We start from the raw sequence: 26,355 nt of genomic DNA, 5'->3' as shown, positions 1-26,355 counted from the left end.
ATAAATGATAGTAGCGGTGATAGCCCAGATGTTTGGTTATGGTACGCTGAGATTATATCGCGGACATGCTACTGCATGTTTCACGCATGAAGCGCATGTTCCGCAGACAAATTATACAATAGTAAGATTTCAGAGCTATGGACGAGTGAGATGTGAACTATTAGTACCTCTCACCTGTCTCCCTGATAATGGCTGGCTATTGTTTTGTGTTCCATCCCAGCTTTGCTCTCGTTCCATCCATTGGGGGAGAGGGGGGGCAGGGAGAAGCTACCTGGTGAGCTTATATGACCTGGATACATCCCGTTGGGGAGTGATCCCGAGTTAACGCCTGGATAGAAGTCTTGCGAGAATGTATTTTGCTCGGTCATGCCAGATGCCTGCGCAAAGATATCCTGATCTTCACGAAGTTTGAATACATCTGCTGAACCCAGCAACTGTTCCGCCAGTTGTGCCACGCGTTCCATGCGGGTAGATTCCTCGCGGATACTCTGACCACTGCGTAGCGTTGACGTATAGACATCCTGTATGATCTGGGCGACCGTACTGGATGCAGCCTGCTGCTGTCTGGCTGCAAGGTTAATCGTATTGATTTCATTACTCTGTTGCTCAATGGCATTCACAATAGCCGCGAAGGAAGTACCAGCATCCTGCGATGATTGTATACCGGTCGCCGCTTCTTGCTCCGTTTCCTGGATAGAGTGGGTAACGGCTTCAATATCCAGGAAGATCTGTTTCACGATCCGCTCAATCATATTGGTCTGGGTTTTAGCGGTCTCGGCTGAACGGCGAATATCGTCTGCGACCGCTCTAAATGCCTTGCCATTTTCACCAGCCATCGCCGCCTGGATCGATGCGTCTAGAGCCAGTCGGTTGGTTTGATGTGCGATACCGGAAATGATGCGCACGATATTATTGATTTCCTGTGAGTGCTCTTCAAGTGCCTGGACTCTAGAAGCGCTGAGGTGAACCTGATTATTGATACGTCCCATTCCATCGACCGTGCGTTGCAGGGCATTGCGTCCTGACTGCGTCGTACGATACACCTGGCTTCCCACCTGTGAAAGTGTTTGTGCGTGCTGAGCAACATCGCGACTTGCATTCGCCATCTCGTCGATATTACTTCTGGCGGCCGCGATTTTCTGAATCTGATTATCTGTTTCGCTCACAAGCTGTACGGTCTCGTCGTAGGTCTGCAAGGTTGCGCGCTCGACTTCGTTCGCCAGCGTTTTGAAGGTAATTACCAGGGAACCCAGCTCTGCAATAACGTGGTTAAAGAAGGATGCCAGCACGCCCAGGCTACCTGGAACCGCTTCTGCCTGTACGCGCAGGTCACCTTCACCAGCGGCACTGACTTCGCTGATCATTTTATCCACCTGCGTCTGTAACGTCCTGTGGCGTGATTCAGCTTCAGTAATAAGTTGGACAATGCGGTCGAGCATATTGTTCATAGACGTGGCAACCATATTGATTTCGTCGCGTCCAGGGACTCGAGCGCGTTCACTCATATCACCTTCAGCGATACGACCGGTCAGAGATGCCAGCTGTCTGAGTGGTCGGGAAATGGTCGCGTTCACGATCAATGCAGTGAGGATGATGACCAGTAGAATAAGTGCGACTGCAACCGCCGTGGCGATTTGTAGAGGAACAATTTCGGTGTTGCCAATATCTGTGACAGCCTGACCAACCGTCGTGGCGGTATCAACTACCGTTTGCCAGCTTTTCTGAAGATTGAGAAACGTAAGATTTGCTTGATAGAGTGTGTTGTAGGCCGGTTCATATTGTGGAACTGGCTGGCGTAAGTCCGCCAGGACTTGATCCTGAAACCCCTGATATTGTTTCCATTGCGTCTGTCTTACACTGGTGAGCGCATCTTGCTGATTCGCAATGAGATGGTTATTCATATTGTCGTTTTGCAGAATGTTACGAATCGTAATCATACCAGCAGAAGACCCGATATTATATGTTTTATCATACGAGGCAATCGTATGATCGAAATTAATTTCACGAGCGATAATGTCTTTTTCGATCAAGCCTCCAGATGCGGCCAGAGATGGATCACCTTTGATGGTTCCATTGTCGGTTGCAGCAAAGATCTGCGCAAAACGCGCCTGTAGCAGAGCGTTCATACGTTGCAGATTGATCTGTTCGGTTGTGGCAACCTGTTGTGCATTAAAACTTGTTTTAACGGCCTGTGCATGGGTTTGCTCGGCGTTTATATAGACGGTACCCAGTGAAATCATGGCAACACTTGAAATAACCACCAGTGTTGCAAATAAAAAGATGAGCCTGGGAAATATACGTATATTACTGATCGATGTAAACATGCCCCTGTTTGTCCTCTCTCCTGTTGTGGCTCATGCGCAGTCCCCTCTGATGAGCAATGACCGCGATCAATGTTGTAGCGTTTTTTTTGAGCTAGGAGAATAGAAAGGAGGAAAGCCTGACCTTACCCTCCCTTCTGCACGATTAAAATTCTTCTTTGGATATTCCGGGTTTTCCTGTGCGTTATTAACGGGATACACCAGAACCAATTTCCCATTAATCCACTGGAACATGTTGAGTGTACCAATCTGATTAGCGCCATCGGCATTAAATCGAATTGGTCCCTGTAAACTGTCGAATGTCCCGGAGTGAAGGAGTTGTGCGAGTTTGGCATCGTCGAGACTTTGCGTCTGGCTGACGGCCTGTTCCAGCACCTGAGCAGCCGCAAATGCCTTGGCGGTAGTAGAACTGATATCCTGGATAGCGCCGCCGTATTTTGCGATATATGCCTGTGCGAACGTGTCACTCTGGTAGGTAGTCGCGCCAGGATACCAACCGGTATCGGGTACAAATATTCCTTCAGCCGTGGATGGTCCACCTACGCCATTAAGATACTGAATGTTTTCATTTGGACCCGAGGTTTCGACAATGGCTTTGGGATTATAATGGAGCGCTTTAAATGCTTTGGTGAATGAAACGCTGTCGCCGAGTCCACTGGTTCCAAGGATAACAACATCGGCCTGTGAATGAGCGACCTGCTGTGCAATCGGCGTGACATTCGAATTGGCCTTATAGGGTTCCGGGGCATACACAGTTTGCATATAGTTGCCCAGGATCTGTTTGGCTGCTGCTACCTGAGGAACTGCGAATGGACTATCTACAGAAACATAGGCCACTGTTTGCGGTCGCATGGCTTGTGGCAAGGACAAAATAAAGTACGCAAAGGTGCGTAGATAGTCCTGAGACGGTGGAACCGTGACAAAATAATTGTGATAATGCTTTTTGAAAACGCCAGGGGCATTACCTGTCGGGGCAAAGAGCACACGCTGATGGGCGTTGGTCACAGCCACGGCCGGCATCGTCAGAAGACTGGAATAAGGCCCAAGCAGGAGATCAACATGATCTTTGGTGATCAGGTTGATATAATTTGTTTTCACCTGTGCCGGGAGACTTTGATCGTCATGGCCAATGAGTTGGACCTGGCGTCCAAGCAGGCCACCATGTTGATTGACCTGGTCACGCCACAATTGGAAGCCCTGCTCAAGAGCTTTTCCATCGTTGGCAAAGGAACCAGTAAGAGAGGCAGAATACCCGATTTTTATTGGGTTTTGCCCGTTTGCGGTTGTGCCTGAGTCTGTGCAAGCGCTCAAGCTACCGAGGAGGAGAAGGAGAATGACAAAGCACTCTACCGTTTTCCCGAATCCTCGAAAAGGATGTGTAGACACTCTATTTCTCCTTGAAATGAGTACGGTTACATAAAAATAGTTACATAAAAATAAGCTGCTAGTGCTCGGGTAAATGGGTTACGTGGGGACCGGGCAGCATAGTTGAATTAAAGCATTGTAGAAGATTTAGATGTGTTTTTAACTGTATAAGCAAAATAGAATAATTAAATGAAAATAAGATCTTTTTTAGCGAATGTAGTGCCCTATACGGGGCACTACATTCGTCAGTATCATAACCTGAAAGGTTAGTTGCTTTAGCCTAATTGTTTGATGGCAGCATTCCAGTACTCATCGTCATAGAGTGAGTTTTTGCCTGGTTTGATCAGATCTTTAGCATTGACTGGTGCTGTGAAACCACCGAACTGCTGGCGCAGGTTGATCGTGTTGATCAATCCCTGATTACTTAAAGCACCCTCGCCTCGGACCGTGTCCTTAATCGAATCGTTGTAGACATCAGTTGCGACCTGGGTCGAGACCTTGTCGGCGGTGGCGATATCAGCAATAACAGTGTCCTGATTGGCTGGATTGGCGGCGAAAATATAGCCTTGAGCCATGGCAGCGATAAAGTTCGTCATCGTCTGCTTGTTGGCCTGGGCATAAGCACGTGTGGTCACCAGTGTCGCACCCTGATAGGGAGACACGCTCGATGAGAGCTGGGCTACGTCTTTAAGTGTCGAGACGTAGTGCGCCTGCTCGGAAAATGGTGTGCCGAGGATAGTGGCGTAGACCGGATCACCTGTGCTGGTCTTACCAGCAGAGATGGCCTGGAAACGCTGCAAAGAGCCACCAATGATCTGCAGGGAGTAGTCGCCGTTGCTCAGGCTGAGGCCGTTAGCAGCCAGGATTTTCTCCATGGCGAAAACGTAGCCGCTGTCAGGTGCATCGACGGCAATTGATTTGCCTTTGAGGTCAGCGATGCTGTTAATGCCATTGGCAGTATTGACGATCAGGTCAAGGCCAGCACCTTTATCGATGCCAGACTCGATCTGGACGGGGATCTGGGAATTGACATAGCGATTGACTGCGTTATCAGCGGTGGTTTCGACGATGTCATATTGACCAGAGAGGAGGCTGTTGAACTGTTGAGTTGAGCTGGTTACTTGATTGTAGCAAACATTGAGACCTTGCTTGGCAAAGAAGCCTTGCTGTTGCGCCTCAATGAAAGAGACGTTATGCAAAAATGCTCCATACTGAATGCAAGTTGCGTCGGCTCGTGACGTTGTGGGTTTGTTAAATAAGAAAAAGAGAGACGTCACGATGACAATGCCTGCCATGATGATCGCTGCACCAGAAATAAGTTTGATGCGCTTCATGCTTGTCTTCCATGCCTTTCTCACAATATACATTTGCATATTATAATGTATATTGCGCCAGCCTTTGATTGGACTGTATTGGTGAAACAAATTGTACTGTATAGGTTTAGATTGCGATAATTTTCCTCTATTCGAATGTGTTCATTGAGTAGATAATGGATACACCGCATTGCAATCATAGTACATCAACTCATATAGATCAACCAAACAATGTTGCGTTGTGTGACTATTTTGCTATATTGTAAAAAACCTTAACTAGTATTTTTGTTATACACTGGTCAGCAATTAACAAGCAAATAGTAGTACATTTGTATATAAGTATCAGTAAACTCTATGACTTTGTGATATCTCACAAAGATTTTTTGTTGAATAATTTCTCTAAAGATTTATTTTTCTATCTGATAAAAGGAAAAAGGTAGCAATCATAATGACGCACCTCCATATTTGAGGGATCACCGTAAAGACATTATTGGTAGTTATAAGGGGCTTCCTGCCTGAGCCCACCACGACGATGAGTGCACAACCTGACAGGAAAGTGTTATCATAAAATGCGTTCATACGGAGTTTTGTAGAAGTTACTTGCTCTACCCAAAAAGAGTCAAGTCTTAGAGATGCAAGCATTGTAATGCGCAGATGTTTATCTACGTAGAGGGGATAGCGTATGTTACGGATTGTTTATATGGGGACACCATATTTTGCGGTGCCGGCCTTAGAAGCTTTAATCAAAGGTTCCGAGCCAGGAGCGGTCCTGCCGGAAGGCTATGAAATCGTTACAGTAATTACGCGTCCTGATAAGCCCGCAGGGCGTGGACGAGGAGTGATTTTTTCTCCAGTCAAGCAACTGGCGATAGATCAAGGCATTCCTGTCTGGCAGCCTGGCTCGTTTAAGAAGGCAGAGAATAGTGAGGCGCTGGCAGCCTATCAAGCGGATCTCTATGTGGTAGCGGCCTTTGGCCAGATTTTGCCACAAAAAGTTCTGGACCAGCCCCGTTATGGCACACTCAATATCCATGCCTCATTACTGCCCAAATATCGCGGTCCTGATCCCATCGCTGAATCGATTGTGCAGGGAGATCCCGAGAGTGGAGTTTCAATTATGTTACTGGATGCGGGCATCGATACAGGTCCGGTGCTTGCACGTTATCCTCTACCCATTAGTGCCGATGAGACTACCGGGAGCCTGACGGCAAAGCTAGCTGATCTGGGAGCGCAGGCCCTGGTGGAAACGTTGCCGCGCTGGATTGCTGGTACAATGAAGCCTGAGCCACAGGATCCGGAACGAGCCACCCATACTCGTATGCTGGCCAAAGAAGATGGGCTCATCGACTGGTCGCGACCGGCTGCTGTACTGGCCCGTAAGATACGTGCCTATCAACCCTGGCCGGGAGCTTATACCCACTGGCGTGGCAAACTACTCAAAATTATCACAGCTCATCCTCAGAGTGTTGAGCTACAATCTGCTATCGAGCCTGGTACCGTCATGATACGTGAGGAGGCCGGCCACAAATTACTGGCCGTAGCCACCGGCTCAGGACTCCTATTGGTCCAACAACTCCAACTCGAAGGCAAGAAAGCGCTCAGCGCCGATGATTTTTTACGCGGCTACGCTCAGATCTCAGGCGAAATTCTACAATAATCATCATTCCTGATGGCCAGTTGCCCTTCAAATCAGATTAAGTGTGGTGTTGGGAGCCAGGCGGCCACCTGGCTCCCAACACCACACTTAATCTTTCCGAGCGCCGTAGGCGCGAGGCGTCAAAAAGTAGAACATGCATATCCCATTGCAAATAAGCGCAGAATACGATAAAATACTCTCATTACAAGATATAGGAGGTGCCCCGATGGGTACCAGCATCATCTTTTGCGCATAAGTGTCGTAGCACTTATGTGGGAAATCGTTCCTCATTCAGGTCTATAAAACGCGGCCTTGCCATAGAGGTGCCATTGCATAAGCACCTGTCTATAAATTTATCCGCGTGCGCATAGAAACATACTGCTAACGGCACTTACCTCCTTCCAACCTCCCCATTTTTGCCATACCAATGGCATGTTTTTAGCTGTGCCAACAGATGTTTTCTATGGAGAAACAGATGGATCAAAAGACTTTGATGGTGCCAGAGGCTCAAGTGTCAGGCTCGCGACCAGCGCGTTTCTTTTTCAGGCGTTATCCACAATTCGCTTTATTCTGGACTGGACAGACCTTTTCAAATTTTGGCTCGCATATTTCTGCGGCCGGTTTGCCCATTGTGGCGCTTGAACTGCTGCAAGCCAGTTCACTGCAACTGGGATTGCTGGTAGCCTGCAACTCGCTGCCTGTCTTGCTGCTAAGCTTATTGGCCGGCGTCTGGATTGATCGCTGGCCGCGCCGACCAATTATGATCCTATCAGATTTTGGGCGGGGGTTATTGCTAGGGGCGATTCCTCTAGCTGCTCTGCTAGGTGGATTGCGCATAGAGTTGCTGTATCTGGTAACGTTCCTGATCAGCATCTTGACGATCTTTTTCGAGGTAGCTCAACGTTCATGGTTGCCCGCATTGTTGCAGGAACAAGATTTGATTGAAGGCAATAGCCAGCTTGGAGTAAGTGAAGCCCTGGCCGAAATTGCCGGTCCACCATCGGCCGCCTGGCTGATCCAACTCTTGCACGCCCCACTAGCGATCCTGTTGGATGCAGGCACCTTTTTGCTCTCTGCCGTCTCTATCTGGTGTATCCACGCGCCTGAAGGGCTCTTAGAGCCAGCAGAGGCTCCTCAGCGCTTCTGGCAGGACTTGCTAGAGGGAGTACAACTTCTGTGGCGACAGCCTTATCTAAGGGCTATGGCGGCCTACAGTGGCCTCTTTAACTTCTTTGGTGGGAGCTTTGCTACCCTCTACATGCTTTATCTCATCAGTAACCTGCATTTGCCGCTAATTGCCTATGGTTTGATGGTAGCCATGGGAGGTATTGGAAACCTGCTGGGAGCTATGCTTGCCAGCCGGGTGGCCCGTCGCTATGGTGGGGGTAGAACGATGATCGCCTGTGCATTATTGTTTGGAGTGACGGCTTTAGGGACACCTTTGGCGGCTGGACCAGTCTGGTGGTTGCTAGTGGTGCTAGCGCTGACGCAACTGCTAGGGGATTGTGCCCTGACGATTTACATGGTCAATGAAATGAGCTGGCGACAGACCCAGGTACCAGAAAAATTCCAGGGGCGTATCAATGCCTGTATGCACTTGATACAGAACGGTATCGGGCCGCTAGGAGCGATTGTGGCGGGCTTATGTAGCCAGGCCATTAACGATGTACGCTTAACCCTGCTCTACGGCTCCATCGGCATGTTGCTGGCTGCTGCACCGCTGCTGATATCCCCATTGCGTAAGCGCCAGACAACGTAAAAAACTGCTGGTACGAATGGTCGCTGCGATCTGTTGGAGTACGAGCATGTCCCTGGAAACGATGACCCATTCCTCTCTTCGTGTTGCTGGCTCGGACGTGCACTGATCGCAGCGACCAGCGCTGCCGGTACTTTGGGATTGCGACCAGCGTTGCTGGTACATCGTATCATCCACCAAACGTGTCGCTAACCGAAAAGTATTAGCACTTGTGGGCAATACTTTTCGGTTAGCGACACGTTGAGAGATGGTTCGACGTGACCAGCAAGCCATGTGTACGTGGAGAGGGCGCCACACGCGGAGGCCGCACTGCTGCGTTTGCGCAGGCCAGCGTGCAAGAACGACTTCGCAGTGCTGTGGCGCCTACAGGGATCGTGTGGATCCTCCCCGTACCTTCTCGGAGAGGATCACGAAACAGGATCCGTCGCGGTGTAGGCGCCACAGGCATGCGATGCTCTTTGAGCACCTCGCTCTACGAGAACGCCGCATGCTGGCCTCCGCGTGTGGCGCCCTCTCCACTATTTTTATGGCCACAAAAGCGCTTCAACGAAAAATATTGCCTACAAGTGCCAATACATCCCACATTCCGCAGGGTAATTGACAGGAAATCTAAAATTCGATAAGGTAGTCTCAGCACAAAAAGGAGCAGAAAAAGAGCATGCAACGAGCTGAGGATTACCAGAACGAACGGTTGGATCATTTGGGTATTGTCGCGGGAGTCTGTCAGGAAATAGGCTTGGCCGCGTGGTTGGATGCCTTGGAACCGAAACAGCAACGTGTGGTGAGTTATGGAACTGCAACCGTCGCCATGATTCTCAACGGCTTGGGTTTTGCCAATCGCCAACTCTATCTGGTCCCACAATTCTTCGAGAACAAGCCGGTTGCCCACCTGCTGGGAGCAGGTATCAGCGCTGATATGCTCAACGACGATTGCCTGGGACGTACCCTGGATTGGCTCTACGCGCAAGATGTGACCACCGTGTTCGCTGGCATCGCCCATCAGGCCCGCCAACGCTTTGGGGTGAAAGCACGGCATCTTCATGTGGATACCACTTCCTTTTCGGTCAATGGAGCCTACGAAACCAACCAGGAAAACGAGCACGTGATTGCCATTACCCATGGCTACTCGCGGGATCATCGCGAAGATCTCAAACAGTGGATGTTGGCACTGGCGACCACGCATCAGGGAGATATTCCGCTCTTTTTGCAGCCTCTTTCGGGGAACAGCAGCGATAAAGAGAGCCTGGTTAAGGTTATTGCGGATCTGCATGCTCAATTGCGGCAGCAAGAGCCCGAAGAAAAAACCATCTACGTCTCCGATAGTGGTCTCTACAGTACGGCAAATGTGCGCCAGCTCAATCAAGCTGGGGTGAGGTGGGTCAGTCGTGTTCCTGAAACCAGCAAAGAAGCCAAAGCTGCCGTGATCCAAGCCGAGGATGCGTGGCAGCCCAGCGCTGATGGGACACGCAGCATGATTGTGCAGCAGATGGATCTGCCGCAAGGACCGGAGCGTTGGATCGTGGTTCGCAGTGTCGATGGGGTCAAGCGCGCGTTGCAGACGGCTCGCAAGCAAGCTGACAAGCAGGTAGACGCGTGGGCAAAGAAGCTGTGGCATGTGAGCACCAAGTCGTTTGCCTGTCGAGAGGATGCGCAACAGGCCTGGGAGCAGAGCTTGAAAGGCCTGCCGGAGTGGCTGGAAGTCTCGGTGGAACTCAAGAGCCAGGCGGTCTTTGAAGGACGAGGCCGTCCTGCTCGGGATGCGGAGCCAAGCGGGCTGCGCTGGAGTGTCACATCGCAGGTCATCCTCAACGAAACGAAGCTGCTGGCCTACGCTCAGCGCAAAGCCTGTTTTGTCATCGCCACCAATGTCGTGGATGAAGCGGACACCTCCAATGAGGAGGTGATCAGCCTGTATCTGGAGCAGGGCAGCGTAGAACGGGGCTTCCGTTTCTTGAAAGATCCCTTGTTTCTGGCCTCCTCGGTCTTTGTAAAAAAACCAGAACGCATTGTGGCATTGAGCTTGATCATGGTGCTCGCGTTGTTGGTGTACCGTCTGGCTGAACATCGCTTGCGTGAGCAATTGCTGGCAAGCGGGCAAACGATCCCCAATCAAGTCAACAAGCCTACGGCTCGACCAACGATGCGCTGGGTGTTCCAATGCTTTGAAGGCATTGAATTGTTGCAGATCCGCACAGGAACCAGAACGGAGTCGGTTGTCCTCCGCTTGCAGCCACTGCATCAAAAGATCCTTTCGTTACTGGGACCAGCCTATCAACAATTCTATTTTTTTTCAGATTGAAACTGCGGAATGTGGGATACATTTCGGTTATGGATGGAATGGCTACAATGGTGGCATGATCATGAAGCAACGCATGCAAAAATGATCAAGAGAGATACAAATGGTAGGTTCGACCCTTTGGGTCGATTGTCTCTCCCCACACGAACGCAGTGCCTAACATGGCATAGCTTGCTCATGGTCAAGCAAGGATAGTATGAAGGGAACCAATCGACCCAAAGGGTCGAACCTACTTTCGTTCATCTCCTCTAGGGATCAAACCGTCCCTGGGCTTAAGCGAAACGTATTGCCTACAAGTGCTGTCGGTACGGTGGGATGTTCGAGTTGGATCATGCATAAAGAGAGAGCAGGTACTGGCTTAATAGTACCTGTTCTCTCTTTGCTTGTGGGTTGATGGCTGATAAATCCTAGGCGCGAATAGTCGAGAAAACAATAATACAAATGATGCCGGCGATCCAGCAATAATAAGCAAATGGATCGAGGCGGCCTTTCTCAAAGTATTTGGTCAGGAAGATGGTGCTTAGATAAGCGGCAACACCGGAGAGCGCCATCCCAAATAAGATCAACCAGAATGGGAACTCATTCTGATGAAAGAGCAGTGGTACTTCAAGGGCAGCCGCCGCCAGAATAATGGGTGTGCCAAGCAAGAAAGAGAAGCGGGCGGCATCTTCGTGGGTCAGGCGTACACCTAAGCCAGCTACGATAGTCGTACCTGAGCGAGAGAAGCCAGGAATCAAGGCCAGCGATTGCGCCAGTCCGACTAATAAAGCCTCTTTGATTGAGAGAGTTTTCAGTGATCGGAAATGCGATTCGCGTTCAATTGGCGATAAGTTTTTTAAATTGTTCTCTGAGCGCCGACGCAAGGCCTCACCAACAAATAATACCGAACCATTTAAGAAGAGGAAAGCCGCGACGATCAATGGTGAAGAGAAAAGCGCCTCCAGACGGTGCTTTAAAAGTATTCCCAATATTCCAGTTGGGATGGTACCAGCAATAATCAGCCAGCTCACCCATTCCTCAGTGCCACGGGTAATCTTGCGTGTCACTACGGTATTGCCCAGGGTTTTTACTACCTGGAGCCAATCGCGCCAGAAATAAATAATCAATGCAATACTGGTACCAAGGTGAAGTGCCACGATCACAGGTAAGAAGTTTTTGCTCGCATTTAAATCTCCCCAACCTACCAGGCCAGGAATAAGCACTGTATGTCCCAGACTACTGATCGGGAAAAGCTCTGTTACACCCTGCAACAGAGCCAGCACTACGGTTTGAATAAATTTCATTAGGTCCATATAATTTTACTCTCTTTTGGTAGAAGAAATCGCCGTCCTATTGGAGTGGATGCTTAGCCATTTCGTCCTGGAACTGTTGTAAGGTTGCCTGATAATAGGTTTTCCCATCTTTGGCGGTAAAGAAGTAGACAAAATTGGTGTTGGCTGGATTAGCGGCCGCCTTTAAGCTGTCCAGTCCTGGACTGCAGATTGGGCTGGGTGGCAGTCCAACGACACTATATGTATTCCATCTACTATTAGGAGCGATATTTGCGCCACTGTCTTCCAGGGGTAACCAGTACTTATCCGGTGTTTTTTCGCTGTCGCGTGCATACTGAACGGTTGGATCGGCCTGAAGTTTACCAACTGTCTGGGCTTTTCCACTATCAGTATAAAGGCGATTCCAATAGACGCTGGCAATTTTAGATTTATCATCGTGGAGACCAGCTTCACGCTCGACGATCGAGGCCAGTGTCAGAAAGTCATAGACCCCCATATTGCGTTTTTTGGCTTCCTGGTCCAGATGATTTTTGGTGACATTATCGGTCATCTCGGTTAACATACTCTTTAGAAGGTCACGTGCCGTTGCTGTAGGAGCCAGTTCATAGGTGTCGGGGAAGAGCAAACCTTCCATACTGCCGCCATCTGGAACGCTATTCAGCAGGAGCGGATATTTGTTAGCATCTGGATATTTATTGACATTTTTGGCGTAGGTTAAAAATTGCTCTTTATTGAAATTTGGCAGATTGGCAGCGGCCGCAATATTGGCAATCTCTTCAATACGCTTGCCTTCTTTCACCCGGACCAATATCTCATCTGGGCGTCCATTTTGCAGGTTATCAATAATATCGCTAATGGTCATGCTGGAATTAATTTTTTTATAGACGCCAGCCTCTAACTTTTTATCCAGGCCTTTAACGCGCGCCCAGATAATAAAAGCATAGGCATTGCGGATGACACCCTTCTTTTGCAAATCAGCCGCGATTTCAGCGGTTGTTTCACCGGGTTGAATATCAACCGTCACATTCGTTTTACTGGTGCCAGTAGGTCTTAGAAAAATATCGTTTGCTGTATTCCAGGCATAGAGTACCCCTAAAAATATTAAGATGCCCACCACAAGGATTGAGAAAATAGCTGCTCGTGATCTTGGTCGTCTCATACGTTTTTTCCCCTCATGGGTTTATTTACCCAGATGATCCAGATAGTCCTGGAGAATGACTGTCGCGGCTAACGCATCAATTTCTTGACCGCGTCGACGTTTTTTGGCCTGAGAGCCTTGCCGACCCTCACCGCGTTTTTGACGTTTTTCCCCTCCATTCTGTCCACGTTGGGTAAGCAGGCGTTGAGCCTCTACCGTTGAAAGGCGTTCATCCCAGAAAGTAACCGGGAGGGTAATATATTTTTGCATACGTTCAACAAAAGCCTGGATTTTCTCTCCCTGTGCATGGATTTGACCATCCAAACTAATTGGTAAACCTACTACAAGGCCTTCTGCGTCCAGTTCGTTGATAAGCTCTTGGATGGCGGCCCAGGTTTGTTGTTCATTGCGTGTTACGTGGATGGTGGTGCAGGGGGAGGCCAGAAAACCTGTTGTATCACAGGTCGCGACCCCGATCCTTGCCTCGCCTACATCCAAAGCTATCAATCGAGTCATGCATGTATTCCTAACATTTTCGCTGCTGTTTGTGCGTCTGGTCAACCATATGGTGACCGTTTATGTTCCTGTCGGATCATCAAGCTAGTATAAATTTTGCTTATGCTGTCTCTGTTGCATAGCGCAAGACAGAATTGATCCAACATACAGCATTGTAACTAAGCCTGGTTTATTCTGTCCAGTCTACCCTGTTCTGGTAGCAGAATCTGGTACATTTTCTGATAATTGTTAACACTGTATTGCCTTCTGTCATGCTCGGATGAGCATGACAGAAGGCAATACAGTGTTAACGTTTGCTATTGTTAATGTTTAGCTGGAACAGCACCAGGGACAACGTTAATGGTAATATTATTATGATTCACAGGTAACACGGGTATGAATTCTGGCCAGACCGTAATTTTCACATCTTGAATATTATGGAACTGAGCTTTGAGCTTCTGGCTGGCTGCATCCGGTGTTTGTAACGAGATCATTCCTATCAGTTCGTCTTTTTTGAAGGTACCTGCAACATTGGCCGTAGCCGTAAAATCCAACTTGAGCGAGTTTTTATCAGGTATTTTTTGTTTAAGATTGGTTATGATAATACCTTGCTGGCTATTGTTCAGGACAATATCATTGGCGAAGGCTTTGTCGTTCTTCATGGCGGCATTGAGTTGTGTGCGAGCAGCATTTTGTAAATCATTATGAGAGACATAGAGGATGCGTGTCGTTACTTTGAGCTGGGCTGGAAAGGTATTGCCGTTCTCGACGATCGAGTCTCTGGCTGGTGGATTGACCAGGGCAGCGGTGACGTTGAGTTGACCCAATGTGCCATCGTGAGGCAGACTTTTTACCCAGCTATCGATCTCACCTTGTAATTTTTTGTGTAGATCATTGGTGGCATTGTCCAGATCTTTTTGCATCACTGTTGGTACCGGTTGCATACCGCCACCTTTGACATCGCCAATATTAACGACCGTCAGCTTGAGTTTGGCTGCGGTGGTGTTATTATATTTGGCGATGCTATCCAGACTGCTATCTGGAACAATTGTGATGGTGCCTGCCTGCATATTGCCGGTTTCGCCAGGCTTGAGCGCTTCGATTGGAACCAGCAGAGGAACGACTGCACATGAGGTCTGTTTGTTAATTGATACCTCTGCAGTTGTTTTGAACAGGATCCCATTGGCACCTGTGGAAGAAACATTGGTGCCAGTTGGGATAATCACGGCAGCGTCGCTACCATTGCTAAAGCAGACATTGCCAGTAGCTTTAGCAGTTCCCACGAGCTTACTACCGGTGGCTGGCTCTGAAGCCTGGCGGGTGAAATCATGCACAAGTTCCTGCGCTGGAATACTGGCGGGTTGAGCATTGCTGCTGGCGAGGATACTGACGGGATGTGAATAATTGCGTGCCGCAATCGTGATAGTCGCGGTTGCGGTAGGACCAAAAAAAGCTCCCAGGGCCAGTACAAGCATGATAAAGATGAAGATAGCTGCAATAATCCAGATCAGTGCATTGTTATTTTTTTTATGTTGCCTATCGGCTGGTAGTTGTTTACGTGAGCGTAAATCCTGTGAGGGTCGTGGCGCAGGTTTGAGTACGCCCGATGGCCGGGTGGGGGGACGTTGTGAAGATCCACCTCCGGTCCGTTGTAAAGGAGCAGGACGCTGCGAAGGAGCCGGGCGTTGCGTAGAGCCACTACGGGCACCATAATTCCGTGGCCGCTCACCTGGAAGAGAAATCAGATCGGGATTTTTATTGCCGGAACGTGAGGTCGGTTCATAACTAAAGGTGTCGCGATCCTGGATCCTGGTTGGACGATCCTCTACTGGTGGCAAATCATCATCGTCTAGCTCCTCGGCCCGTAAACGTGGTGCTGCTGGAGGAGTTGCTGGTGGCGCCATTTTTCCAGAGCGCCGCTGGCGTGGACGTTCGGCGGCTGGTTGGGGTTGAGCGGTCTGCTGATTAGATTTCCCTTTGGTTGTCTGGCGCTTGCGTGCGCCACGTTGGGGAGGAGGGATAGTCTCATCACCCTCACCGCCAAAGTTAAAATCACCATCAATGACGCTGGTTGGCATTTCCGCAACGTCCTGAATGACATGGTCATATGGCTCCTGAGGCTCAATGACCGCCCCGCCTCGCTGCTCTGCCATCGGAGGTGGTTGTTTATCCTCCAGTAGAGCAAAAGGATCATCATCGTCATCTAATGATTGGTAGGTTGCCTGTGATTTCGGTGATTTTGACTTTTTGCTTGGCTTCGTCTGCGGCGTTGGTGGAATGAAATCAGGTTGGCTGGAAGACTCACCGGCGGCCTGACGGATATTTTGACTCAGCGTATAATCCTCAACCAGTAAATCAGGATCTTCAATCTGATCTGGATCCAGTGGTCGAATCTGTGGTGTATTATATGGGCGCTCAAAAGCATGCTCGGATGAATGGAATGTGGATGGGGAAATATCCTCCACATCATGCTCGAACTGAGCATCGGGCATCTGATAGTTGACTGGTTCGCGCCCCTGATTGGAAAGCTCAGATGAAAGGCGTGCATTGGGCTTGCGCTCACGCAATCCATTGGTACTCCGCGTGGAGCGCGTGGATGCTGCACGTTGATTTGGATTTGCTGTTTTAGTACGACTGGTGGCTGGTGCATTGCGTACAGGACGGCCCGTAGGACGTGAGCGTCCTTGTTGAGAGGACTCAAGAGAATGGGCAACATTAAATTTTACCGCGTGAGCTACCGAACGTACCTGAGGATCTGAGCTGACAATCAGGACATCCTTTCCCAATTCGCGTGCACGAGCATATAACAGCTTCCAGGCCACATGACTGCGCAATTGTGTCTGTGCGGGTACAACCAGGGTTACTTTACGTGTCTGGATTTGTTCCAGACGTTCACGCACAGTTGTTAAATCATCTTCCGGGCTAATATAGATTGTTTGCTCATCACTCATAAGCCCTTTCACCCCCTAATGGCATGTCAATCCCCTAAACTACAATCAGGAAAGCCGCCAGTACAATTTGTGCTGTACGGCTGAGCTGATTGAATCGCATCATGCTTGTAAACGTTTGAAGTCTGACAGACAATTGTGCGTGCTGAGAGCCTGTCAGGCCTGCAAAACATATTCTCAGACTTGCCCTTTTGTATGTATAGTATTGATAATAATGAGGAGCACTTTATTGTGTGCTCCGCGTATTTTACAATGAGAGTTTCTTAAATATGCATTGCGTTAATCACTCGATCGAGTGCCCGCTCCAGCACATTGTTATCATTATTGAGCTCAACGGCCTGGTAGGCCAGCGCCATTGGCGTAATATCCTGGCCACTCACCAGCATGCCCGCATGATCCAGAATACTGCCCACCATTTCTGGTTGGACGGCGCGAATAATCGGCTGACGCGAAAATGGCAAGCGCTCAGTCCAGGGAAAGGATTCCAGACGTTGATGCAAATCTATCAGAGCTGATCCACCACCAACGATATAGATAGCAGGCGGCAAAAGTTCGCCTTTAGAGAGTTCCTCAATTAACAACTCGACACTGTCCATCCAGGTCTGGCATTCGGGAGCCAGAATCGCCTGAATTTCATCGTGGCTGTTCCCATTGAGGTCTCCATTACTATAGCTGATTTTTAGTCGTTCGGCTTCTTTGATAGGAATACCCTTGCTGGTAGCGATACGGCGCGTAAATGCCCGACCGCCAAGCGCAAAGACACGGGTCTCTTCAATACCACCCTGACGAACCAGGGCGATGTCAGTGGTACCACCTCCGACATCAATAAAGATGGCGCCACTATCGGCACTGGCATTGCTACTTAAGCAACGGGCCAGGGCATAGGGTTCGGCGACAATCGTGACCAATGTCAGATCAAGACCCTGGGCGACCGTCTCGATTGCGCCCAGCTGGGTTAATGGTGCGAAGGCACTGAAGAGCGTCAGGGCAAAATGGCGACCGCGGAAACCGATGGGATTCGTCACAAGTTGTCCATCGATACGTACCGAGATCACGGCGGCATTGGTTAAGCGCACATCGATATTGCCATAGCCGGTCTCAGCAGCAATCCGCTCCTTGGCCATCTTGAGTAGGCGTTCCTGGGCCGCGGTGATCAAGGATTCCAATTCTTCGGCCGTAATCTGTTTGGTAGGCTGAGCTCGTTGTTTGCTCACCGTCGTTGAACTACCCTTGACCAGCTCACCGGCAATACCAATCACCGCCGATGGTGCAATCACACCACCCGCGGCCTGTTCCGCTTTCAGCAAGGCTTCATTACAATTGGCGATCACACCGGGAATATCAGTGACAATGCCATCAGACATATGTGCGTAGCTCTGCGGGTGACGCCCAACACCCAGTACTTCTGCGTGATCTCCACTTACTTCAACGATCATCGCCTTGGCAAAAGCTGTACCAATATCGAGTGCTGTAAAGAGCTGACGCTGGCCATCTATGTCACCTGGATCCTCTTCATCATATTCTTCATCATATGCATAATCTTGTTCCAGGTCTGCATAGTCATCTGCCCGTGACCCCGTAAACATGTCACGCAGACGTTGCAAGAGATTTTTCATGTATCCATCCCAAAATTATTGCTCCACTTGCTGCCAGCTCTGCTAGAGCAGCTTCCTCGTGTGTTGGGCGATCTAAGGCATTCGTTTATTTTATAGCACAAAAATGGCTTTATTAGCAAAACTGACTTTACACCAGTCAAGTTCTGGTTTTCTGTTTGTATAATTGCATTGAGAGAGGTAAGTGTGCCAGTCATTAAAATACATACTGCCCAATGACTGTATAACGAATAAACACCTAATCTCGTTGTATGTCAGGTAGAAATGTCCCTATCCGTTTGTTTCAAAGCCCTGAGAAGCCCATCTCATTGACAGAGATAAGAGGCGATGGCAAGCATCGCCCCCTGTTGCGGCAGCAAGCCTACTTGAGATTATCACGCACGAAGGCTTTTGCAAGTTCCAAAGCTGAATCTATAGCCGTTTTGTCCTTGCCACCACCCTGTGCCGAGTCGGGACGACCACCACCTTTTCCGCCCAGTCGCTCTCCAACGGTACCAGCAATCTTGCCAGCGTGGAGTCCACGTTTGGTTAAAGCAGGATCGATATTCACTTGAAGAGCGATGCGCTCTCCCAGATCACTGGCCAGAACGACGACACCCTGCGGAAGTTTGCCGCGAATGATCTCACCCATGTCGCGTAGGACTTTTGCGTCCGGTGCGCTGACCATAGCCGCGACGACCGGAATGCCAGAGATGTCCTGTGCTTGCTGGACCAGGCTGAGTGCCTGCGTTTGAGCTTCATTGCGTTGGTATTGCGTGATCTGGCGGCGCGCTGCCGCGAGATCCTGTAGCACCTGTTCGATTCGTGTCTCAACCTGATCTGACTGGACCTGTAGCAGTGAAGCGATACGATCGACGGTCTCGCGGCGTTGGCGTAGATAGGCATCAGCTGCCCGACCCGTCAAGGCCTCAATACGCCGAATACCGGCGGCGACACTGGTTTCCTGCACCGTGATATAGCTACCGATCTGGCCTGTGGTCGCACAGTGTGTACCACCGCAGAGCTCAATACTATTTCCCATTGAGACTACACGGACCATATCATCGTACTTTTCACCGAAAAGCGCCATCGCACCCGTCTCCATCGCATCCTGGATCGGCATGATTCTGGTCTGTACAGGATAATTTGCACGAATCCATGCATTGATCTGGCCGTCAATATGCGAGAGATCAGCACTGGTCAGGGCACGTGGACTGGTGAAGTCAAAGCGCAGACGCTCAGGCTCGACCAGCGAGCCACGCTGTTGTACCTGTGGTCCCAGCAGGTCCCGCAATGCTTTGTGCAACAGGTGGGTCGCGCTGTGATTGCGCATCGTATCGGCCCGGCGTTGCTCGATCACATCCGCTTGCACCGTATCACCAACGCGCAGATGGCCTTCGTTCAACTCACCATAATGCACGATCAGTCCTTTGAGTGGACGTCGTGTGTCCTGAACCTGGAAATTGCCCATCGGACCGGTCAGATCGCCATGGTCACCAATCTGGCCACCGCTTTCCGCGTAGAATGGGGTTTTATCCAGCACTACGAGGGCTTGTTGGGGCGCGCTAATATCCTGAACCTCTTCGCCATTGACGACCAGAGCCACTACTTTACTGCTACCGACCAGGCCATCATAGCCGAGAAACTCGGTGGTACCCTGGCGCTTCAGGATCTCGGTGAGAGCGCGATCATCCTGAGCCTGCGCGAACGTGTTGCTGGCACCGGCGCGGCTGCGCTCCTGCTGGCGTTGCATAGATTGCTCAAAGCCAGCGGTATCGATGCTAAAGCCTTGTTCTGCCGCGATCTCCTGCGTCAACTCAACTGGAAAGCCATGGGTATCATACAGGCGGAAAACTTCCTCGCCAGGAATCACGGTCTGCTGGCGTTCCTTTAGATCTTGCAGGCGCTCATTGAGCAGGCTCAGGCCAGTATTCAAGGTCTGGCTGAACTTTTTCTCTTCCAGGCTTAACACCTCGATGATGCGTTCACGCTGTGTTTTCAATTCTGTGTAATAGGTGCCCATCAAATCAATGACCGTATTAGCCGCCTCAGCCAGGAATGGTTTATCCAGCCCAAGCAGTTTGCCATGGCGGACCGCTCGGCGCAGGATACGGCGGAAAATATAGCCGCGACCTTCATTGCTGGGGAGCACACCATCGGCGGCCAGGAAGACCAGTGAGCGTCCATGGTCGGCAATTACACGGAGAGAGGCATCACTTTTCGGATTTTGTCCATAGGGAGTTTCAGTGATAGCGGCAAAGCGGTCGATAATCGTGCGAAGCAGATCTGTCTCGAACACCGACTCCTTGCCCTGTAGCACCATTGTCAGACGCTCCAGGCCCATACCGGTGTCGATATTGCGGCGTGGCAGTGGCGTCCGGCTACCATCGAGATCCTGATAGAATTGCATGAAAACCAGGTTCCAGATCTCCAGGAAACGCTCACATTCACAGCCTGGCTTACAATCTGCCTCGCCGCAGCCATATTCAACGCCGCGATCATAATAAATTTCAGAGTCAGGACCACAAGGACCAGAGGCTCCCGGAGGTCCCCACCAGTTTTCATCCAGACGTACAATCGCTTCATCAGCGTAACCAGCTATCTCATGCCAGAGTTGAGGTGCCTCATCATCCTCAGGATGGACCGTTGGATGCAGGCGATCGGCGGGCAGATGTAATACTTTTGTGAGGAACTCCCAGGCAAAAGTAATCGCCTCGCGCTTAAAATAATCCCCAACCGAAAAGTTTCCCAGCATCTCAAAAAAGGTCAGCGTACGCTGATTGCCTACTTTATCGATGTCCGTTGTGCGGAAACATTTCTGCGAAGAAGTCATACGTACCGCAGGAGGAGTCTCACGGCCCAGAAAGTAAGGGATCATCTGCTGCATCCCAGCGGTGGTCAACAATACAGTGGGGTCATTATGCGGCACGAGAGATGAACTAGGCATTTTCACGTGATCCTGGCTGGCATAAAAATCCAGGAAACGTGCACGTATTTCGGTCCCTGTCAGGGTCGTATCAACAGACACAGCATCCTCCTCGGTAATGGGTTTATGATGGATGGAATGTGGTTACCTGACGACATTCCACATATGGTAATGCATAATAGATTGGCAACAATGTTCGTCGTTGCCCTGTTAGTAATAACGGGTCGCGGCAAGTGCCAGATCGGGAAAAAAAGAATACCTATGGAGCGTAATCTTTTGAGCGTTGCCCACAGGGTAGTATATCAATTTCTACACCAGAATGTCTACAGTAATGAAGCTGTTCCACATGTTCTGCATTTGTTTAAAGGCGCGTATCGCTGCCGTCTCTGCTAATGGGTGAGAAAGGCATCAGAAAAGATATCCCTGTATTTAGCAGGAATAAAGATCATATAGCGGCCTGCAGGGATAATTACGGTGCATGACCGTTGTTTTTTTCCAGGTCGTACATGTTTACTGATGATGTTCACCAGGAATTTAAACGATTGAGGGTCGGTATCAGCCACTTCTCAGGATAGATGACATAAACGGTCCCATGCGAGGCATTCAGCCAGACTGTTTGCAGACGGGTGCGTGAATAAATGATTTGTACGTGATCATCGGAGGAGGCAGCGGGATCATTGGTAATCACATCGCCATGAGGGGTAAAGCCACGCACCACCAGCAAGTGTCCTGTTGAGCTTGCAATAGGTGAGTCAGGCAAGGCTCCAGGCTGATATGCAACGCTGATCACCAGTGGTATACCAGCTTGAATCCAGCTTTCAACCTGACTCATAGAGTACAGCCTGGTCACAAAACTTTTCAAATTATAACTGCCCGCATAAGCAGTGTTAAAGGGCCAGTTGCCGGTACCCTGGTACGTATAATCAAAGCTGGCCCGGGCCGCATCGGGAACTGCTTGCCGCAGATCAGCTTGCCCCAGTTTTTGGGCCCAGTACGCCATCACCATGCTGGTCGAAGTAGGACTACACCAGGCCTCGCCTCCACCGCCAAATCCCAGTTGTCGATATGCATCAAGCATTTGTGAGCGTTGTGGCACCGCCAGATTAATGCCCCAGGCCGCTTTGAGAGGTGCAATGACTGGAGTGGTTTGAGCATTGGTATCATATGAGGCAATCACGCTGACGCGCTTAAGATGTGGACTGTTATTGGCGGTCATGGAGAAAAGTGTTACCGCTATTTGATACGCCCGCGCTGGCTGTTTTCCGGTCACAAATGTATCCGTTTCCACCGCACCGGTCCTGTCGCTTTGACCGCTATTGCTATGGCGGGTAATCATACTGCTATCGCTGGCCCAGATTGGCAGCCTGTACCAATGGGTCCAGAACCGCTTTTCCAATACGCGAACATGGAACTCCAGCCATGTTCCTGCCGGTGTCGTGGCATTCCAGGATGCTACCAGGCTGGTAAATGGCTGGTGTACCACATTGATCGGAGATGTCAACGTACCAAAGTAGAATGCACCGCCATTATAATAATTCTGTCCCTGTACATAACCCCTGGCTGGATATGGATCCTTACCCTGACAGAGTCCAACCTGTTCTACGTAGCTGACCGATCCACCATCAATATCCCGGGTATTACAGGCTAGATTTTTTTGTCTGTCCAACTGGACATTGGCTGCTGTCATCCCGTTTGTGACGCTGACACCATGCTGTTGCCAGTGTTGAAAATCCTGGCCACTTTGCTGTTGCCAGAACTCATTATATTGTTGTATGCCACCTGCCAGCGAGGGTTGTATGGTGTGTAGCAAAGTTGCTCCACTGACGAAAAGACTTAACAGGCAGAAGCAGAATAGGTTGCGTCTGTTGCGATCAGAAATGCCAGGAAAACTTCGCATAGAGATAACTCCTCATAATAAGGATTACTGTATTTTTTGTGCCCGGCCAGCAGCCCGGGTAGCTTGTTTTCATTGTAAATGTACTTCCGATAAAGAAAAGAGAATATAGGCTCCTATTGTTTTTTTTCTTATATACATGAAATATTGTAGTGCAAGAAGAATTAGAGACAAAATAACCCATTTTTCTGAGGTGGTAGCGTCGGAATATTGCGTCAATAGGGGGAATTTTTTCTGTTCAGGTTATATAGTATGGAAGAATGGTACTTTATTAAATCCATAGTTGCCAGCTAGTCAAAAGATTATGATATGGTGCCATGGAAAAACCTACTAGTAGAATTACAAGCCGTAAAGGAGTCGAGGTCTTATGGAAAAAGTTTCAGCGCATGGGGTTCAGCGCATTCTCCTGCCTGAGCGCACTTTGATGGTGTTATGTGGACCAGCGGGTGCCGGCAAAAGTACTTTTGCCCGGGCCTTTGTTGAACAGCATAAGCAACTGGGATATCGATCTACTGCCATTGTGTCATCTGACTATTGTCGGGCCATTGTCTGTGATGATGAGACAAACCAGCAAGTTAATAAAGATACATTTGAACTTTTTCACTATATTATTCATAAGCGTATGAATCATGGACGTTTAACGATTGCGGATAGTACGGCCTTGCAGGCTGATGCTCGTCGGCGATTGCTAGATGTGGCTGCCCAACATAATTATTTTACCTGCCTTTTTATGTTTAATATCTCGCTGGAAACCTGCCTCCAATATGATCAACATCAGGCACGCGGACGCATTGTGGGTGAACCGGTGATTAAATATCACCTTGACCTGATGCAGCAGGCACGCCAGGACGTGCAGCAGGAGGACTGGAAGTTGATCCATATGCTGGATGAGCAACATCCATTTCCTGAAATTGCTATCGATGTGAACCAGCAACCTTCCTGAAAATTTGCCTGCTGGCGTATATTGAAGAACAAGCATAAACGTTGTGACTCGTGTTGAGAGCAGTCATTACATTGCTATTCGGGGTACCATTTTTTTTGTTGGAATGATCCTGGCTGTGACAAACCGTGCCAATGAGACGTGAAGGTAAGCAAAGAGAGGCTATTTTCATGGAGGTTTTATTCCAATGGTATCCGTTTTTCGTCGACGATCTATCTTGCGTCTGGCAGCCTGTTTGTGTTGTTTATTGTTGAGTAGCGCATGTGGTACACCAAACCAGAATAGCGGAGTCGCCAGTCCTCAAGGTACTGTTTTACCTACACCTGCCGCAACGGTTGCCGCGCCAGGAAATCTGATCACGGCTGGCTCATTGACCGTGGGAACTGATCCTTCATACATTCCCATGGAATATCTTGATACCGCCAATAACCAGTTTATTGGTTTTGATATCGATATGTCGAATACCCTGGCGCAGCATATGGGGCTCAAGCTAGATGTCAAGCGTACCGGTTTTGATACCTTGCTTGAGGATCTGACTAACAAGCGTTTCGATATAGTGCTGGCCGCTGTAACTATCAATGATGAACGCAAAGTCAAGTATGATTTTGTGCCCTATTTTCGTGCGGGAGAATCCCTGTTGGTCCAGAAAGGGAATCCTCTGAGCATCAAGTCAGTGGCAGATCTCTGTGGTCGGAAAGTTGGTGTGCAAACGGGCACGGTCGAAAACACAGATCTGACCGCTGCCAGTAAAACCTGCCAGAAAAACGGCAAGGCTACCATAGCCCAGACCGTGCTGCAATCTCAGACCGATGTGATACAGTTACTGGCCAACCGCCGCGTTGATGCCACCTACCAGGATTCGCCAGTTACTGATTACTACAATAAAATTAATCCGGGTCAGTTTGAAGTAGGAGGTTCAGTGGTCACATCCGCCACCTATGGTATTGTGGTGCGCAAAGGTGATAACAGTACTCTAAATGCTGTTACTAATGCTTTTAAGGCTGTGCGCAGTGACGGAACTTACGATAAACTGTTTAGCAAGTGGAGTTTCTCACCGCAACAAAAACTATCATAGCTAAAAGCGCCCATACTTCTTTTATTATGTGGTGTCAAAAATGTGCTTTACACATTTTTGACACCACATAATAAAACCATTGTTCGCGCTGCTGATTACGCGTCATCTTCCCCACACTCCCCCTTTTTTTCAGTTATAATTTCCACAAGCCCCTGTTTCTTGTGAGATAGCAGGTTTAATTGAACGTAGATTACATAATAAGCATCTGCTCAGCTGCTTGCTGAGCTTCTCGATCGTGACAGAGAACATTCTCTTTTTCTTTAGGAACAGCGATGTTGCTACGAGAGCCATGGTTGAAACTGTCCTGAATCCCTTTGTACTTTCAGCACGAATGGACTATTTAATCGGTAAAATGGAGGTTTAATTTCCATGCCATCACCTACTCGTACGCCAATCAAGCGCCTACCTCTGGTAGGGCTGTTACTGGCCTCATTCTTATCCTTATTATTGGCCGCCTGTGGTAATAGTGATCCCGGTACCTCTTCTACTGCCAGTACCCCAGCAGCAAAACCAAATGTAGCCGCTCCATCCTCATTAATTAAACAAGGGACTTTAACCGTTGGTAGTGATACCACCTATACCCCAATGGAGTTCCTTGATACCCAAACGAATAAATATACAGGTTTTGATCTCGACCTGATACGGGCCATGGGACAGCGTATGGGTTTGAATGTTGTTATTCAGAAAACGGGTTTTGATACGATTTTCGACGACCTGAAAAATAAGCGCTTTGATGTGGTGATCTCCTCTGTCACTATCAATGATAAGCGTAAACAAACATTTGACTTTGTGCCTTATTTTAATGCCGGTGAGTCCTTGCTGGTAGCCAAAGGCAATCCCAAACATTTAAAATCCGTCACCGATCTGTGTGGCCTCAATATTGGAGTGCAGACAGGTACAGTGGAGAAAGATGATCTGGATGCTGCTACCAAGGACTGTAAGAAGGCTGGCAAGGGTGATATCAAGCAGACAGTATTGCAGTCGCAAACAGATGTGATACAATTGCTGGCAAATGGCCGGGTTGACGCAACCTATCAGGACTCGCCAGTTACCGACTACTATAACAAAATCAATCCAGGTCAGTTCGAGGTCGGCGGGTCAGTTGTAAATGCAGCCCCCTATGGAATCGCTATTCGCAAGGGCGACAGCTCGATGTTGACTGCAATGCAGAAAGCTTTTGCCGCTGTAAAAAGCGACGGCACCTACAATAATCTCTTTCAAAAATGGGGCTTCTCTGATCAGCAAAAAGTTGCTTATATCAAGCAGCAAGCCACACTTGCTTAAATGTAGATGCAAGTAAGCATGCCGCTGATCAAGTTATCATCATTTATTGCTCCCTACCTCTGCTTTTTTACAGAGGTAGGGAGCACATAGTTTTCTTCGGAGGAT

At 49.2% G+C, this 26,355-nt stretch carries 17 protein-coding genes; 6 read left to right on the top strand and 11 right to left on the bottom strand.

What is annotated here, in order from left to right; translation table 11 throughout:
• Positions 1–170 precede the first annotated feature (170 nt).
• From KDW_RS07530 to KDW_RS07520, 3 genes are all read right to left on the bottom strand, one after another.
• Entirely contained in the window at positions 171–2,324 is a 2,154-nt protein-coding gene (locus KDW_RS07530) for a methyl-accepting chemotaxis protein (protein WP_151755388.1), read from the bottom strand.
• 66 nt (positions 2,325–2,390) lie between these two features.
• Entirely contained in the window at positions 2,391–3,707 is a 1,317-nt protein-coding gene (locus KDW_RS07525; RefSeq protein ID WP_162005032.1) for an amino acid ABC transporter substrate-binding protein, read from the bottom strand.
• A 254-nt stretch (positions 3,708–3,961) separates the two neighbouring features.
• Positions 3,962–5,020 carry an ABC transporter substrate-binding protein gene (locus tag KDW_RS07520; protein WP_162005031.1) on the bottom strand — a complete coding sequence of 353 codons (1,059 nt, stop codon included), beginning with the start codon at positions 5,018–5,020 and terminating at the stop codon, positions 3,962–3,964.
• A 661-nt stretch (positions 5,021–5,681) separates the two neighbouring features.
• Between KDW_RS07520 and fmt the strand changes: the two genes are divergently transcribed.
• Both fmt and KDW_RS07510 read left to right on the top strand, forming a co-directional pair.
• Complete coding sequence (gene fmt / locus KDW_RS07515) at positions 5,682–6,656, top strand: methionyl-tRNA formyltransferase (protein WP_151755385.1); 975 nt, start codon at positions 5,682–5,684, stop codon at positions 6,654–6,656.
• Between the two features lie 454 nt (positions 6,657–7,110).
• The gene (locus KDW_RS07510; protein ID WP_162005030.1) at positions 7,111–8,394 is read left to right on the top strand and encodes an MFS transporter; all 1,284 of its coding nucleotides are present in this window, start codon (positions 7,111–7,113) and stop codon (positions 8,392–8,394) included.
• Positions 8,395–8,620: 226 nt separating this feature from the next.
• Here the strand turns inward: KDW_RS07510 and KDW_RS07505 are convergent, their stop codons facing one another.
• Entirely contained in the window at positions 8,621–8,839 is a 219-nt protein-coding gene (locus tag KDW_RS07505) for a hypothetical protein (RefSeq protein ID WP_151755383.1), read from the bottom strand.
• A gap of 210 nt (positions 8,840–9,049) precedes the next feature.
• Here KDW_RS07505 and KDW_RS07500 point away from each other — a divergent pair, with 210 nt between their 5' ends.
• The gene (locus KDW_RS07500; RefSeq protein ID WP_151754429.1) at positions 9,050–10,690 is read left to right on the top strand and encodes an IS1634 family transposase; all 1,641 of its coding nucleotides are present in this window, start codon (positions 9,050–9,052) and stop codon (positions 10,688–10,690) included.
• A 404-nt stretch (positions 10,691–11,094) separates the two neighbouring features.
• Here KDW_RS07500 and KDW_RS07495 read toward each other — a convergent pair whose 3' ends face one another.
• The 7 genes from KDW_RS07495 to KDW_RS07465 all read right to left on the bottom strand — a co-directional run bounded on the left by KDW_RS07495 (position 11,095) and on the right by KDW_RS07465 (position 22,954).
• A complete protein-coding gene (locus KDW_RS07495; RefSeq protein ID WP_151755382.1) occupies positions 11,095–11,979 on the bottom strand; it encodes an undecaprenyl-diphosphate phosphatase in 885 nt (294 codons plus the stop codon).
• Positions 11,980–12,016: 37 nt separating this feature from the next.
• Positions 12,017–13,117, bottom strand: a complete 1,101-nt coding sequence (gene mltG, locus KDW_RS07490) for an endolytic transglycosylase MltG (RefSeq protein WP_151755381.1) — start codon at positions 13,115–13,117, stop codon at positions 12,017–12,019.
• A gap of 21 nt (positions 13,118–13,138) precedes the next feature.
• Positions 13,139–13,612 carry a Holliday junction resolvase RuvX gene (ruvX, locus tag KDW_RS07485; protein WP_151755380.1) on the bottom strand — a complete coding sequence of 158 codons (474 nt, stop codon included), beginning with the start codon at positions 13,610–13,612 and terminating at the stop codon, positions 13,139–13,141.
• A 302-nt stretch (positions 13,613–13,914) separates the two neighbouring features.
• Positions 13,915–16,542 (bottom strand): baseplate J/gp47 family protein, encoded by a 2,628-nt coding sequence (locus tag KDW_RS07480; protein ID WP_151755379.1) that lies wholly within the window; start codon positions 16,540–16,542, stop codon positions 13,915–13,917.
• Positions 16,543–16,802: 260 nt separating this feature from the next.
• Positions 16,803–18,155 (bottom strand): cell division FtsA domain-containing protein, encoded by a 1,353-nt coding sequence (locus KDW_RS07475; RefSeq protein WP_151755378.1) that lies wholly within the window; start codon positions 18,153–18,155, stop codon positions 16,803–16,805.
• A gap of 358 nt (positions 18,156–18,513) precedes the next feature.
• Positions 18,514–21,159, bottom strand: coding sequence for an alanine--tRNA ligase (gene alaS, locus KDW_RS07470; RefSeq protein WP_151755377.1), 2,646 nt, complete (start codon positions 21,157–21,159; stop codon positions 18,514–18,516).
• 421 nt (positions 21,160–21,580) lie between these two features.
• Positions 21,581–22,954, bottom strand: a complete 1,374-nt coding sequence (locus tag KDW_RS07465) for a C39 family peptidase (protein ID WP_151755376.1) — start codon at positions 22,952–22,954, stop codon at positions 21,581–21,583.
• A gap of 364 nt (positions 22,955–23,318) precedes the next feature.
• Here KDW_RS07465 and KDW_RS07460 point away from each other — a divergent pair, with 364 nt between their 5' ends.
• From KDW_RS07460 to KDW_RS07450, 3 genes are all read left to right on the top strand, one after another.
• Positions 23,319–23,894, top strand: a complete 576-nt coding sequence (locus KDW_RS07460) for an AAA family ATPase (RefSeq protein ID WP_151755375.1) — start codon at positions 23,319–23,321, stop codon at positions 23,892–23,894.
• 184 nt (positions 23,895–24,078) lie between these two features.
• Positions 24,079–24,966: an ABC transporter substrate-binding protein gene (locus KDW_RS07455; RefSeq protein ID WP_151755374.1), complete on the top strand. Its 888-nt coding sequence runs from the start codon at positions 24,079–24,081 to the stop codon at positions 24,964–24,966.
• A gap of 369 nt (positions 24,967–25,335) precedes the next feature.
• Positions 25,336–26,250: an ABC transporter substrate-binding protein gene (locus tag KDW_RS07450; RefSeq protein ID WP_151755373.1), complete on the top strand. Its 915-nt coding sequence runs from the start codon at positions 25,336–25,338 to the stop codon at positions 26,248–26,250.
• Positions 26,251–26,355: the final 105 nt, after the last annotated feature.

The organism is Dictyobacter vulcani, assembly GCF_008974265.1.
Taxonomy (GTDB): domain Bacteria; phylum Chloroflexota; class Ktedonobacteria; order Ktedonobacterales; family Ktedonobacteraceae; genus Dictyobacter; species Dictyobacter vulcani.
Note: the sequence above shows the minus strand (reverse complement) of the source record. Positions and strands in the feature narration are given on the sequence as shown.